This is a genomic window from Clavibacter michiganensis, assembly GCF_002151125.1.
Lineage (GTDB): Bacteria > Actinomycetota > Actinomycetes > Actinomycetales > Microbacteriaceae > Clavibacter > Clavibacter michiganensis_C.
Map to the genome: position 1 here is coordinate 228,966 of NZ_MDJZ01000016.1, position 13,984 is coordinate 242,949.

General features: G+C 73.5%; 11 protein-coding genes. 7 read left to right on the forward strand and 4 right to left on the reverse strand.

Annotation, left to right across the window (positions count from 1 at the left end; genetic code table 11):
• Positions 1-53 precede the first annotated feature (53 nt).
• The 4 genes from BFL37_RS10495 to BFL37_RS10510 all read left to right on the forward strand — a co-directional run bounded on the left by BFL37_RS10495 (position 54) and on the right by BFL37_RS10510 (position 5,144).
• Complete coding sequence (locus BFL37_RS10495) at positions 54-2,120, forward strand: glycoside hydrolase family 31 protein (RefSeq protein ID WP_086515062.1); 2,067 nt, start codon at positions 54-56, stop codon at positions 2,118-2,120.
• A gap of 110 nt (positions 2,121-2,230) precedes the next feature.
• Entirely contained in the window at positions 2,231-3,286 is a 1,056-nt protein-coding gene (locus BFL37_RS10500; protein WP_086515063.1) for an ABC transporter substrate-binding protein, read from the forward strand.
• A 65-nt stretch (positions 3,287-3,351) separates the two neighbouring features.
• Positions 3,352-4,377 carry a FecCD family ABC transporter permease gene (locus BFL37_RS10505; protein WP_172403809.1) on the forward strand — a complete coding sequence of 342 codons (1,026 nt, stop codon included), beginning with the start codon at positions 3,352-3,354 and terminating at the stop codon, positions 4,375-4,377.
• Positions 4,374-5,144 (forward strand): ABC transporter ATP-binding protein, encoded by a 771-nt coding sequence (locus BFL37_RS10510; RefSeq protein WP_086515065.1) that lies wholly within the window; start codon positions 4,374-4,376, stop codon positions 5,142-5,144. Before BFL37_RS10505 ends, BFL37_RS10510 begins: the two co-directional genes overlap by 4 nt.
• A 28-nt stretch (positions 5,145-5,172) precedes the next feature.
• Here BFL37_RS10510 and BFL37_RS10515 read toward each other — a convergent pair whose 3' ends face one another.
• The 3 genes from BFL37_RS10515 to BFL37_RS10525 all read right to left on the reverse strand — a co-directional run bounded on the left by BFL37_RS10515 (position 5,173) and on the right by BFL37_RS10525 (position 6,965).
• On the reverse strand, positions 5,173-5,637 hold the full coding sequence (locus tag BFL37_RS10515; RefSeq protein WP_086515066.1) for a hypothetical protein: 465 nt from the start codon (positions 5,635-5,637) through the stop codon (positions 5,173-5,175).
• Positions 5,638-5,695: 58 nt separating this feature from the next.
• On the reverse strand, positions 5,696-6,187 hold the full coding sequence (locus tag BFL37_RS10520; RefSeq protein WP_086515067.1) for a hypothetical protein: 492 nt from the start codon (positions 6,185-6,187) through the stop codon (positions 5,696-5,698).
• A 127-nt stretch (positions 6,188-6,314) separates the two neighbouring features.
• The gene (locus BFL37_RS10525; protein WP_086515068.1) at positions 6,315-6,965 is read right to left on the reverse strand and encodes a helix-turn-helix transcriptional regulator; all 651 of its coding nucleotides are present in this window, start codon (positions 6,963-6,965) and stop codon (positions 6,315-6,317) included.
• Between the two features lie 182 nt (positions 6,966-7,147).
• Here BFL37_RS10525 and BFL37_RS10530 point away from each other — a divergent pair, with 182 nt between their 5' ends.
• From BFL37_RS10530 to BFL37_RS10540, 3 genes are all read left to right on the forward strand, one after another.
• Positions 7,148-7,948: an NAD-dependent epimerase/dehydratase family protein gene (locus BFL37_RS10530; RefSeq protein WP_086515314.1), complete on the forward strand. Its 801-nt coding sequence runs from the start codon at positions 7,148-7,150 to the stop codon at positions 7,946-7,948.
• Between the two features lie 54 nt (positions 7,949-8,002).
• Positions 8,003-9,274: an MFS transporter gene (locus BFL37_RS10535; RefSeq protein ID WP_241533958.1), complete on the forward strand. Its 1,272-nt coding sequence runs from the start codon at positions 8,003-8,005 to the stop codon at positions 9,272-9,274.
• A 104-nt stretch (positions 9,275-9,378) separates the two neighbouring features.
• Positions 9,379-12,111: a phosphoenolpyruvate carboxylase gene (locus BFL37_RS10540; protein ID WP_086515069.1), complete on the forward strand. Its 2,733-nt coding sequence runs from the start codon at positions 9,379-9,381 to the stop codon at positions 12,109-12,111.
• Between the two features lie 599 nt (positions 12,112-12,710).
• Here the strand turns inward: BFL37_RS10540 and BFL37_RS10545 are convergent.
• Positions 12,711-13,895, reverse strand: coding sequence for a PP2C family protein-serine/threonine phosphatase (locus tag BFL37_RS10545; RefSeq protein ID WP_086515070.1), 1,185 nt, complete (start codon positions 13,893-13,895; stop codon positions 12,711-12,713).
• Between the last annotated feature and the right edge of the window lie 89 nt (positions 13,896-13,984).

A 13,984-nucleotide genomic window follows, 5' to 3' on the forward strand; every position in this document is an offset into this window, starting at 1 on the left:
ACCCGGGCACCAGCACACGATCCGACGCACCACGACACCGAGGACGACCACGCATGATCGACGACGACCAGCACTTCACGACGGACGGGACGCGCCTCGTGTGGCGCGGCGACGGGGAGACCCTCGTCGTGGAGCCGTGGGGGCCCGACAGCCTCCGCGTGCGCTCGCGCATCATGGCGCCCGTGCAGGACGCCGACTGGGCCCTCCTGCCGCAGCCGGAGGAGCGCGCGCGCATCGAGGTCGACGGGACGACGGCGCGGATCACGCACGGCGGCATCACGGCCGTGCTCGTCTCCGAGTCCTCCTACGGCTACCAGACGGGGTACGAGGAGAACCGCTGCCACGTGACCTTCCTCGACCGCCACGGCGACGTGCTGCTGGAGGAGATCGGCACGGGCGGCGCGCTGCATCTCCAGGCGCGCGAGCAGCGGCCGCACCTCGGCGGCGACTTCCGGATCACGGCCTCGTTCGCGACCGGGCCCGACGAGAGGCTGTACGGGATGGGGCTGTACCAGCAGGACATCCTCGACCTCGCCGGATCCACGTTCGAGCTCGCCCACCGCAACTCGCAGGCGAGCGTGCCGTTCGTGATGTCGAGCCGCGGCTACGGGTTCCTCTGGCACGACCCGGCGATCGGCCGCGCGACGTTCGCGGCGAACCGCATCGAGTGGACGGCCGAGACGAGTGAGCAGCTCGACTACTGGATCACCGCGGGCGACACCCCCTCCGACATCAGCCGCGCGTACGCCCGGGCCACCGGATCCGCGCCGATGATGCCCGAGCACGGCCTCGGCTTCTGGCAGTGCCGGCTCCGCTACTGGAACCAGGAGCAGCTCCTCGAGGTGGCGCGCGAGCACACCCGCCGAGGCCTGCCGATGGACGTGATCGTCGCCGACTTCTTCCACTGGCCGAAGATGGGCGACCTCCGCTTCGAGGAGGAGTTCTGGCCGGATCCGACCGCGATGGTCGAGGAGCTCCGCTCGATGGGCATCGAGCTCATGGTCTCCATCTGGCCGCAGGTGTCGCTCGAGTCGGAGAACTACGCGCGCATCAAGAAGGAGAACCTCCTCGTGCGCAGCGAGCGCGGCATCGACGTGCAGATGCAGTTCGAGGGGCCGAGCGCGTTCATCGACGTGACCAACCCGGACGCGCGCCGCTTCCTCTGGGAGACGGTGCAGCGCAACTACGGCTCGCACGGGATCCGGCTGTTCTGGCTCGACGAGGCCGAGCCCGAGTACGGCGTCTACGACTACGACAACTACAGGTACCACGCGGGTCCCAACGTGAGGGTCGGCAACGTGTACCCGCAGATGTTCTCGCGCGCGCTGCACGAGGGGCGGATCCAGGCGGGCGAGGAGGCGGGCGTCGACCTGGTGCGCGCGGCGTGGGCCGGCAGCCAGCGGTACGGCGCGCTCGTCTGGTCGGGCGACATCCACTCCACGTTCGAGGCGCTGGCGCGGCAGGTGACCGCGGGGATCCACATGGGCGTCGCCGGGATCCCGTGGTTCACGACCGACATCGGCGGCTTCGCGGGCGCCCGCACCGACGACCCGGCCTTCCACGAGCTGCTCGTGCGCTGGTTCCAGTTCGGGGCGTTCTCGCCCGTGATGCGGCTGCACGGCGACCGCGGGCCGAGCGTCGAGGTGCGCGCGGCCGACGGATCCCGCCGGGCGCCGACGGGGTCCGCGAACGAGCTCTGGAGCTTCGGCGAGGAGGTCTACGGGATCCTCGCCGGGTACGTGCACCTGCGCGAGTCGCTGCGTCCGTACCTCCGCGACGTGATGCGCGAGGCGCACGAGGACGGCCAGCCCGTGATGCGCGGCATGTTCCACGTGTTCCCCGACGACGCCGCGAGCTGGACGCTCGGAGACCAGTACATGCTCGGCGCCGACGTGCTCGTGGCGCCCGTGCTCGAGGCGGGCGCCCGGGCCAGGAGCGTGCACCTGCCTTCCGGCACCGCGTGGATCGAGGCGTCGACGGGCGCGCGGCACGAGGGCGGGCAGCGGGTGATCGCGGACGCGCCGCTGCACGTGATCCCCGTCTTCGTGCGCGAGGGCGCGGCGGTGGAGGTGCGGCTGCCGGACGGGACCGGCTCTTCCCCGGATGCGTCGGCGGGGTAGCCCGGACCGGCCTGGTGACAGGGGGTCGAGCCGCATGGTGAGGTAAGGCTATGCTTACCCGCGGCCCGGCTCCCCGCGGGCCGCCCGTCGGCCTCGACCCCAGGAGACCCATGCCCCGCGCTCGCGCCCTCGTCCGCCTCACCGCCGTCGCCGTCACGGGCCTCGCGCTCGTCGCCCTCACCGGATGCGGGGCGTCCGAGGAGGTGCCGGCCGCACCCGTCGCCGAGGCGGGGGAGGGATCCACCGCGTACCCGGTGACGCTGCAGAACTGCGGCCACGAGGTGACGATCGACCAGGCGCCGCAGCGCGTGGTGTCGCTCGACCAGGACTCCACCGAGATCCTGCTGTCGCTCGGGCTCCAGGACCGCATGGTCGGCACGGCGTCGTGGACGGATCCCGTGCTCGACTCCCTCGCGGACGCCAACGCCCAGGTGCCGCGCCTCGCCGACAACGCGCCCACCTACGAGGTGCTCTTGGGCGCGGATCCCGACTTCGTCACCGCGTCCTTCGGCCGCCACTACGGCACGGGCGGCGTGGTCACGCGCGACCGGCTCGACGAGACGGGCATCCCCTCCTACCTCTCGCCCACCGACTGCGACTCCGACGTGAGCATCAACGGGGGCGGCCAGCGCACCACGCCGCTCACGGTCGACGCGCTGTACCAGGAGATCCGCGAGATGGCGGAGGTCTTCGACGTGCAGGACCGCGGCGAGGCGCTCGTCTCCTCCCTCCAGCAGCGCGCGGCCGCGGCCACGGAAGGCGTGGACCTCGGCGGGGCGAAGATCATGTACTGGTTCGCCGACACCAAGACGCCCTACATGAACGGCGGCTTCGGCGCGACGGCGATCCTGTCGCGCGAGGTCGGCGCGACGGAGTCCTTCCCCGAGGTGCGCGACGACTTCATCCAGACCGGCTGGGAGACCGTGGTGGACCGCGACCCCGACATCCTCGTGCTCGGCGACCTGCAGCGGAACCGGTTCCCCGGCGACAAGCTGCAGGACAAGATCGACTTCCTGAGGTCCGACCCGCTGACGCGGGACCTCACGGCCGTGAAGGAGGACCGGATGGTGGCGCTGCACGGCGCCGAGATGAACCCGTCGATCCGCTTCGTGGACGGGCTCGAGAAGATCCGGGCCTGGTGGGACGCGCGCGGGGACCGGCTCTGAGCGCCGTGGCCCCGCGTGCCGCGCGAGCGCGCCGGGCGCCGCTCGCCGCGGTCGCGCGGCGCGTGATGGGCCTGCCGCACTCCCTGCGCGTTGCGGTGCTCGTGGCGCTCGGGATCGTGGCGGTCGCGCTCTCGGTGGGCGTCGCCGTCACGCTCGGCCCGGCCGACGTCTCGCTCGTGAACGTCCGCGACATCCTGCTCAACCACGCAGGGCTCGCGCAGATCCCGGTGCGCGTCTCCGAGGACGCCATCGTCTGGCAGGAGCGCCTCCCGCGCGCCCTCGTCGCGGCGGCCTGCGGCGCGGGCCTCGGCCTCTGCGGCGTCGTGCTGCAGTCGCTGCTGCGCAACCCGCTCGCGGACCCGTTCGTGCTCGGGGTCTCCTCGGGCGCATCCACGGGGGCCGTGCTCATCGGGGTGCTCGGCCTCGGCGGCGGCGCGATCGGCATGTCCGGCGGCGCGTTCATCGGGGCGCTCGTGGCGTTCGGCTTCGTGCTGCTGCTCGCGCGCTTCTCCTCGGGCGGCACGGCGGGCGTGATCCTCGCGGGCGTCGCCGGCACGCAGCTCTTCTCCGCGCTCACCTCTCTCGTGGTCTTCGCCTTCGCGGACTCCGACGAGACGCGCGGCATCATGTTCTGGCTCCTCGGATCGCTCGAGGGCATGCGGTGGGACGAGGTCGGCCTCAGCGTCGGCGTGGTCGCGATCGGCGCCGTCGTGTGCCTCGCCTCCGCGCGCTCCCTCGACGCGTTCGCGTTCGGCGAGGAGGTCGCGTCGTCGCTCGGGATCCACGTGGGCCGCACCCGCACGATCCTCCTGGTCGTCACCGCGCTCCTCACCGCCACCCTCGTGAGCATCGCCGGGGCCATCGGCTTCGTCGGCCTGGTGCTCCCGCACGCGGCGCGCCTGGTGTTCGGCCAGCGGCACGCGCGCGTCGTCCCGGCGACCATCGTGCTCGGCGCCGTGTTCATGGTGTGGGTCGACGCGGTGTCCCGGATCGCGTTCGCGCCGACGCCGCTGCCCGTCGGCGTCGGCACCGCGCTCGTCGGCGTCCCCGTCTTCATGCTGCTGCTGATGCGGAACCGAGGGCGCGCATGACGCTCGAGGCGCGGGCCGTCAGCTGGTCGCGCGGCGGCCGGCTCGTGGTCGACGGCGTGACGCTGGAGCCCGCACCCGGATCCACCGTCGGGCTCCTCGGCCCGAACGGCTCGGGCAAGTCGTCGCTCCTGAAGCTGCTGCAGGGCGCCGCGTCGCCGGACTCCGGCCGCGTGACCCTCGACGGCGCCGACCTCGCGGGGATCCGCCGGCGCGAGATCGCGCGCCGGGTCGCGACCGTGACCCAGCACGGCGAGACCGAGGTCGACATCGTGGTGCGCGACGTCGTGCGCCTCGGCCGCACGCCCTACCGCACGCTGCTCGGCGGCGACACCGCGGAGGACCAGGCGGCCATCGACCGGGCCATCGCGCACGTGGGGCTCGAGTCCAGGGCCGACCAGGCGTGGCGCACGCTCTCCGGCGGCGAGCGGCAGCGGGCGCACATCGCGCGCGCCCTCGCCCAGGAGCCGCGCGAGCTGCTGCTCGACGAGCCCACCAACCACCTCGACATCCGCCACCAGCTGGAGCTGCTGGCGCTCGTGCGCGACCTGCCGGTGACCACCGTGGTCGCGCTGCACGACCTCAACCTCGCGGCGATGTTCTGCGACGCCGTGCTCGTGCTGCAGGCCGGTCGCGTGGTGGCGGGCGGGCATCCGCGCGAGGTGCTCACGCCGGATCTCATCGCCGACGTCTACGGCGTACGGGCGCGCATCATGCACGACGAGGCCGCGGGATGCGCCCGCGTGCTGTTCGACGCGGCGCCGCTCTAGGGGTGCGGCGGAGCGCCTCGGAGGCGCTTCATCCGGCGGCGATGCCGTCCGGAGGGCTGTCCTGCTCGGCATCGCGGCGCGCCGTCCGGCGCTCCATTCCCTTCACGAAGGGCCAGTAGAGGAGCAACGCGATGCCCGCCGCGAGCACGGCGCCCTCCGGTCGCGCGAAGTAGACGCCCAGCATGAGGCTGAGGAGGGAGCAGAGCACCACGAGCTCGACGACGGTGCCGACGGGGCCCCGAGGCCGCGACCCGCGCAGGTGCTTGCCGACCGCGTCGACGACGGAGCCGACGAGGAACAGCCCGGGGTAGATCCAGAGCAGGTGCAGGAGGTGCGGCGTGCCGACGTCGTCGCGCAGCCCGCCGGTCTGCGGGAGCAGCGCCGCCGCGAAGATCCCCGCGATCATCGGCAGCGACGCGACGAAGACGGCACCGAGGAAGAGCAGGAGCATGATCGCCCCGCCGGTGATGCCCGGCCTGGATGCGGTGCCCATGTGCCCTCCTCGGTGCCGTCCGTCGTCGTGCCCGGGTCGTGCCCCTCCGGTCAGCCCATCAGAGGAAGGTGACGATCCACTGGGCGGCGTAGCGCGCGACGTCCGGCGGCAGCCCCGCGCTGGTGAGGGTGGTGAAGATGCCGACCTCGGCCATGCCCTCGACCTCGTCGATGAGGTTGTACAGCTTGTCGGCGTACGGCCGGATCTTGGCGGGCAGGTACGGCTTCCCGTACCGCAGGGCGGCCTTGATGGCGTTCTTGGCGATCAGACCCCACGCCTGCGTGGAGACCTGGCCCTTGTCGGGCACGGCCATGCGCTGCGCTGCCGCGGCGGCCGCGGTGTCGCCCTGGGCGCTGGCCCGCGCGGCCACGTCCGCCCACTGGGCCGGCGTGAGGAGGACGGGCGTGCCGGTCGTGACGGTCGATCCGGTGGAGGGCCCCGTTGCGGGGGCCGCGGTGGCAGCGCTGGCGCCGAGGCCGGTGAAGACCAGGGCGCCGGCGACTGCCGCGGCGGTCAGGCGGGTGGTGCGTGTCCTGCGAGTGGTGTCCATGTCATCCGCTTCCGTGGGTGGGTGATCGGCTCCGGAGCCGATCGGGGTGCGACGTCGAGGACCACGCTAGGGAGGGGCGGCGACGCCAGGATCCCCCACCCGAGGGAATGCATCACCCGACCAGGGGTCACGGGCGAGCGCCCATCTGGTAGGCGCGCACGGCGAGCGCGACGCGGTTGCGGCACTCCAGCTTGCGCATGAGCGCCGCCACGTGCGACTTCACCGTCTCCGGGCTCAGGGTGATCTCGTCGGCGATCTCCACGTTCGACCAGCCGAGCAGCACGCATTCGAGGACGTCGCGCTCGCGCGATGTGAGGTCGGCCCAGGCGAGGGCCGCGCCGTCGTCGCCTCCGTCGCCTCCGCCGCCGGCGACCGCCGACCCGCCCGCCGCGACGACGCGCAGCGCCCCGGCCAGGGCGGCGGCGGGGGCGCGCAGGTGCAGCGCCGCGTGCGCGCCCTCGCGGACGAGGCCGGCCCCGTCGTCGCTCGTGAACGGATCGCACACGACGACGCAGGCAGGACCGCGGGGGGGCGGGATCCCGGGCCCGGCCGCGCCCTCGGGATCACGTCCCCGCCCCGCACGCGACGCGAACAGCTCGCGGTCCATCAGGACGACCTCGGGCTCCGCGAGCAGCAGGAGGTCGTCCAGCCCGTCCGTGCCCAGCGCGTAGCCCACGACGGAGACGTCGTCGACGCGCGCCAGCGCGTCGCGCAGGAGCCGGGCGTGCATGTGATCGCTCGTCGCGACGACGACGGTGGTCGTGTCGATCCCCTCCACGCAGGCACCCCCATGCCGTCCCCACGGTGGGACTGAACCGACCCTACGGGCGCGTCACACGGCCCCGCGTCCACCTCACGGCGGACGATCCGGCGCGCGGGGCTGCGCGCGGGGCGCCCGTCGCCCAGGATGGGAGGACGGCCGCGGTGCGCGGCGCGTCGACGATGACGAGGGGATCCGACATGGGCACGATCACGATCACGGGAGGATCCGGCCGGATCGCCACGAGCATCCGCCCGCTGCTCCTCGCGGCCGGGCACGAGCTGCGGCTGCTCGACGTGGTGGAGCCGCCGACGCCGCTCGCGCCGGGGGAGACCTCGGCCGTCGTCGACACCACGGACGTGGACGCGTGCACGGAGGCGTTCCGCGGATCCGACCTCGTGGTGCACCTCGCGGCGCACGCGGCCGAGCGGCCGTGGGAGGCGATCCAGGCCGTGAACAACGACGGCGCGCACGCGGTGCACGAGGCGGTCGTGCGGGCGGGGGTGCCGCGGATCCTCGCGGCCAGCTCCATCCACGCGGTCGGCTTCCTGCCCGCGACCGAGGCCGCGCGCGAGGACGTGCCCGCGCCGCGACCCGACACGTTCTACGGCCTGAGCAAGGTGCTGCTCGAGGGGCTCGGCAGCATGTACGCCGACCGGCACGGGCACGTCGTGGTGAGCGTGCGGATCATGACGGCGGAGCCCGAGCCGTCGCAGGCCCGCAGCGTCTCGACCTGGCTGTCGGCGGGCGACGCCGCCCGGCTGGTGGAGGCGGTGCTCCGCCTCGACGGGCCCGGCCACCGGATCGTCTGGGGCGTCTCGCGGAACACGCGCCGCTGGGTGTCGCTCGCGGCGGGGGAGGCGATCGGGTACTTCCCCGAGGACGACGCCGAGGTCTTCGCGCACCGCTTCCCGGAGCTCGGGGAGGACACGTCGCCGCCCGCGGGCGTGCTGCTCGGGTCGATCTTCACGGAGGTGGAGCTGGGGTCCGACATGGGGTGACGCGGGCGCGCAGCGTACGTCCGGCGGCGGCGCCGGCGGACGTACGCTGAACGCATGCGGTCCTTCCGACGTGCGGGATCCGCACGCACCCCCGAGCCCGGCGACGGCTCGATGCCCGACACCCCCGGCCCCGCCAGGGCCCCGCGCGCGAAGCTCCCGCGCGACGTGCTCGTCCTCGGCGTCATCGCGTTCTTCGTGATGGTCGGCTTCGGCGTGGTCGTGCCCGTGCTGCCCGTCTACGCCGAGAGCTTCGGGGTCGGCAGCTTCGAGGTCGGCGCGGTCATCTCGGCCTTCGCGCTCATGCGGTTCGTGATGAGCCCGTTCGTCGCGCGCCTCATCGACTGGAGCGGCGAGCGCACGGTGCTCGCGGTCGGCATCGGGATCGTCGCGGTCTCCTCGGGGCTCGCCGGCCTGGCGCAGGACTACGTGCAGCTGCTGCTGCTCCGCGGCGCGGGCGGCATCGGGTCGGCGATGTTCTCGGTGGCCGCGATGACGCTGCTGCTCGGCTCCACGGATCCCACCCGCCGCGCCCGCGCCATCGGCTTCTACCAGGGCGGCTTCCTCATCGGCGGCATGGCCGGGCCCGCGCTCGGCGCCGTGCTGGCGACCATCTCGCTCACCGCCCCCTTCTTCTTCTACGCGGCCACGCTCGCCGTCGCCAGCGTCATCGGGCTGCTGCTGCTCCGGCCCCGCACGCGCGAGGTCACGGCGACCGGGGCCGACGAGGTCGTGATCCCGTTCGGCCGCGTGCTGCGCGATCCCCGCTACCGGGCGGCGCTGCTCGCGAACCTCGGCAACGGGTGGGCGTCGATGGGCGTCCGCAGCGCGCTGATCCCGCTGCTCGTCGTGGCCGTGATCGGCGCGGATCCCTCGGCCACCGGCATCGCGTTCGCGTGCGCCGCCGTGGTGCAGGCCCTCGCGCTCGCGCCGGCCGCCCGCTTCGTGGACACGCGCGGCCGGCGGCCGGCGATCATCGGCGCGTACGGGGTCGCCGGGCTGCTCATGATCGCGATCCCGTTCGCCCCGGACATGATCGTGCTCACCGTGCTGCTCTGCGTGTACGGCGCGGCCGCCTCCTTCATGGGCACCGCGCCGGCCGCAGCCGTGGGGGATGCCGCGGGCGCCCGCAGCGGCCGACCCGTCGCGGTGTTCTCGATGGTGTCGGACCTCGGTGCCATCGTCGGCCCGCTCGTCGCCGGCTTCCTCGCGGACGCGTTCTCGTACCCGGTCGCCTTCGCGACGGGCGCGGTGCTGCTGCTCGCCGCGTCCGCGTACGCGCTGCTGCGGATGCCGCGGGACGAGCGCGTGGCGGCACCCGCCTCCTGATCCGTGGCCCGCGGCTCTCCTCCACCGCCGGATCCGCGGCCGGAGCACGCGTCCTCGGACGTCATGCGCAGGATCCGCCGCCCGCCTTCCGTATCCTCGACACCGTGACGACTCCCCCGAAGAAGCCGCTTCCCCTCGAGCCCGACTCCACCCGCGACGGCACGCGCGACGCCGTCGAGCCGGCGCTCCGCTCCGACGTCAGCCACCTCGGCGGACTCCTCGGCCAGGTGCTCCGCGAGTCCGGCGGAGAGGATCTCCTGCGCGACGTGGAGCGGCTGCGCGAGCTCGTGATCGACGCGTACGAGAGCGCGCGCGACGCCTCCATCGACGACGCCGAGCGCCTCGTCGCCACCTTCACGCCCGAGCGCGCGGAGCAGGTCGCCCGCGCGTTCACCTGCTACTTCCACCTGGCGAACCTGGCCGAGGAGCACCACCGCGTGCGCGTGCTCCGCGAGCGCGAGGCGGCCGCGGGCTTCGTGCCCGACTCCATCCCGGACGCCGTCGGGAAGCTCACCGAGGAGCTCGGCCGCGAGGAGGCCATGCGGCGCCTCGGCGAGATGCGCTTCCACCCGGTGCTCACGGCGCACCCGACCGAGGCGCGCCGGCGGGCGGTGGCCACGGGGATCCGCCGCATCGGCGACCTGCTCACCGAGCGCGACGGCGCCATCGCCGGCACGCTCACGGGCCAGGACGTCGACCGCCGGCTGCTCGAGGAGATCGACGGCCTGTGGCGCACGTCGCCGCTGCGCACCACGCGGCCGACGCCGCTCGACGAGGTGCGCACCGCGATGGGCGTCTTCGACCAGACCCTGTTCGAGGTCGTGCCGCGCGTCTACCGCCTGCTCGACGACTGGCTGCTCGGCGACGACGCCGGCGTGCGCGACGCGGTCGCGCCCGCGTTCTTCCGGCTCGGCAACTGGATCGCGGCGGATCGCGACGGCAACCCGTACGTCACCGCCGCGGTCACCGAGGAGGCCGCGGGCATCGCGAGCGAGCACATCCTGCTCGGGCTCGAGCGCGTGGCCCTGCGCGTCGGCCGGTCGCTCACCCTCGGCGACGCCGACACCCCGCCGAGCGCGGAGCTCCGCGAGCTCGCCGCCGCGCAGGACGCCATCGCGCCGCACCTCACCGCCCGCATCGGCACGCGCGCCCCGGCCGAGCTGCACCGCCGCGTGCTGCTCGTGATCGCCGACCGCCTCGCCGCCACGCGCACGCGCCACGACGACCCCATCGCCTACCCGTCCGCCGCCGAGCTCCTCGCCGACCTCCGCGTGCTGCAGGCGTCGCTGCGGAGCGCGGGCGCGCACCGCATCGCGGGCGGCGAGCTGCAGGGCCTCATCTGGCAGGCCGAGACCTTCGGCTTCCACCTCGCCGAGATGGAGGTGCGGCAGCACTCGCAGGTGCACCGCGAGGCGCTCCGCGAGGTGCTCGCGGTCGCCTCAGCCGATGCGGCGGGCGACGCGGCTCCCGAGCTCGCGCCGATGACCGTCGAGGTGCTCGACGTGTTCCGCACGCTCGCGCGCCTGCAGGAGCGGCACGGGGTCGCGCCGTTCTCCCGCTTCATCGTGTCGTTCACGCAGTCCGCCGACGACATCCGCACGGTGCACGAGCTGGCCGCGCTCGCGCTCGGCTCGGCGGAGCAGGCGCCCGTCCTCGACGTCATCCCGCTGTTCGAGACGTTCGCTGACCTCGATGCGAGCACCGAGATCCTCGACGGCATGATCCGCCTGCCGCAGGTCGAGGCCCGCCTCGCCGCCACCGGTCGCAAGCTCGAGGTCATGCTCGGCTACTCCGACTCCTCGAAGGACGTCGGGCCGGTCTCCGCGACCTTCGCGCTGTTCGACGCGCAGGCCCGCATCGCCGCGTGGGCGCGCGAGAACGACATCGAGCTCACCCTCTTCCACGGCCGCGGCGGCGCGCTGGGCCGGGGTGGCGGTCCGGCCGACCGCGCGGTGCGGGCCCAGCCGCCGGGATCCGTCGACGGCCGCTTCAAGCTCACCGAGCAGGGCGAGGTGATCTTCGCCCACTACGGCGACAAGCGCATCGCCGCCCGCCACATCGAGCAGATGGCCGCCGCGACCCTGCTGGCGTCCGCACCGTCGAATGAGGAGCGCAACGCGGAGGCGGCCCAGGGATCGGCCGAGATGGTCCGCACCATGGACGAGGCGTCGCGCGCCCGCTTCTTCGAGCTCGTGAAGGCGCCCGGCTTCGCGCCGTGGTTCGCGCAGGTCACGCCGATGGAGGAGATCGGGCTGCTGGCGCTCGGCTCGCGGCCCGCCCGCCGCGGCCTGTCGGTCGAGTCGCTCGAGGATCTCCGCGCGATCCCGTGGGTGTTCGCCTGGACGCAGGCGCGCATCAACCTCACGGGCTGGTTCGGCCTCGGATCCGCGCTCGCCGCAGTCGGCGACGAGGCCGTGCTCCGCAGGGCCTACGAGGAGTGGCCGCTGTTCACGTCGATGATCGACAACGTCGAGATGTCGCTCGCCAAGACCGACGGCCGCCTCGCGGAGCGCTACCTCGCCCTCGGTGACCGGCCGGACCTCGCGGCGCTCGTCACCGAGGAGATGGAGCTGACGCGCGAGTGGGTCCGGAAGGCGACCGGCCGCGGCGACATCCTCGAGGGCCGACCGGTGCTGCGCCGGGCCGTGCGCCTCCGGAGCCCGTACGTCGACGCGCTGTCGCTGCTGCAGCTGCGCGCCCTGCGCGCGCTGCGCACCACGGCTTCCGACGCGGCAGGCCAGGCCGCTCCCGGCCAGGCTGACCCGACGGATCCCGACCACCGGCTCCTGCTGCTCACCGTCAACGGCATCGCGGCGGGGCTGCAGAACACGGGCTGATCCGCGCCCGCACCCGCGCGACGGCGGCCGGCTCCCGAGGGGGCCGGCCGCCGTCGCCTCGTGGAAGGGAGGGCTGCGCTCCACGCCGGGACATGGACACGTCGACGGCGACGCCGTACCGCCGGCTTCAGGACGCCCCGAGCGCCGATGCGGCGGCGGCGATCACGAGGCGCGTGGCCGCGGAGGGCGTCTCGTCCAGCACCCCTCACCGGACTCATCCCCGGACCGGTCCATCGAGACATGCCGCGCTCGTGCCGGCACGAGTGCGCATCCGCCACCCACGGAGTCCGGCGAGCGGTCTCCTGTCGGACGCCGGCGAGTGGCCGTGTTCCCGACGATGCGTCCCTTCCCCAGCCCGGCTGCGCCCGCCGCGGGCCGGTCATCATGGCGGTGCTGCTCTCCTTGCTCGCAGTTGTGGGGCGGATCCACGGCATGAGGGATCCGGGAGGCGTGGGGAACGGGACCATGTCATCGCCCTGGGCGTCGAGGGCAGCGTCCCGCGCCGTGAGGCTGCGGTGGAAGCTGGGCCGGGATGACGCGCACGATGCGACTCAGGGTCGAAGAGCCGTTCCGCACGGTCGAGCCGGGGTAGGGGCGGATCAGCGGTACTGGATCGCGAGCACGGTGACGTCGTCATCGTGGGATTCGCGGCGGCCCCGGTCCTCGAGGCGGGAGACGAGGCGGTCCGGGTCCGGCTCCGCCACGGCGAACTGCTCGAACCGATCGATCGCACCGCTGTCGTCGCCGAACAGGTCGAGGACTCCGTCACTGACGACGAGGACCACGTCCCCCGGGCGTAGCGCCGTCTCGTGGTCCGTCCAGGTCGCTCCGACACCGATGGGCAGGTCCATGCCTCGGAGCCATTCGCGACTACCGTCCGCTCGCAGCACGAGCGCCAGTCCGTGGCCGGCGTCGACCCATCGGACCATTCCGTCCACGCTGATGTGCATGTGGAAGCACGTCGTGAACTGCTCGGTGGTCGGCGCATCGAGGACGGTGGCGGTCCGGCTCACCGCAGCGTCGGGTCCGCCCCCTTGGACCGATGATCGGAGCACGGACCTCACGACGGCGGCGATCATGCCGGCTCCGACGCCCTTGCCCATGACGTCGCCGAGGGTGAAGGCAGCGCCCTGATCGATCGGGAACCAGTCGTAGAAGTCACCGCCGACGGAGCGGGTCGGCAGGCACACGGCCCGGACCGTGAATTCCGCCGGGATCTCCGCGGTCGACACCGGAAGCAGGGAGCGCTGGACGAGCGCGGCTTGGTTGATCTCCGTCTCTGCCTGGCGCCGAAGCGCCTGGACGGCCCGCAGGCGCTCCGCGCCCTGTCGGGCGAGTTCATTGGTGACGCCGGCCACGGCGGTGAACACCACCAGCACGAACACGAGGCGCACGATTTCGCTCGCCCCGAGGTCGGTCTCGCCGAGGAGCATGGGGACGAGGAACGTCGCGGCCGTTCCGAGCAGTGGGTAGAAGATGTTCTGCCGACCCGGCCGTGCGGCGATCCAGATGACCGGCAGCAGCACCGCGGCGAGGAACGGGGAACGAGCGTCGCCAGTCCCGAACCGCAGGAGCCCGATCGCGACGAAGTCGACGATCGGGATGAGCAGCTCGAACCGGGCGAGTTCCGGTCGTGTCACGAGCACCCCGGCGGACGCCAGCCCGAGGGTCGCCAATGCCACGCCGGCCCACATGCTCGACGCGTTCGTCACCGTCAGCCACGGGAGCAGCACGCTGCAGACCGCCGCGACGACGGACACCACGACGACCACCGCCTGGTTCATGACAGGAGTCGTCCGCAGCCCGGCTCCCGTCCGAGCGGGAACTACTAGGTCCGCCCCGCCATGAGGGTCGACGGTCTGGGCGCGGGGTG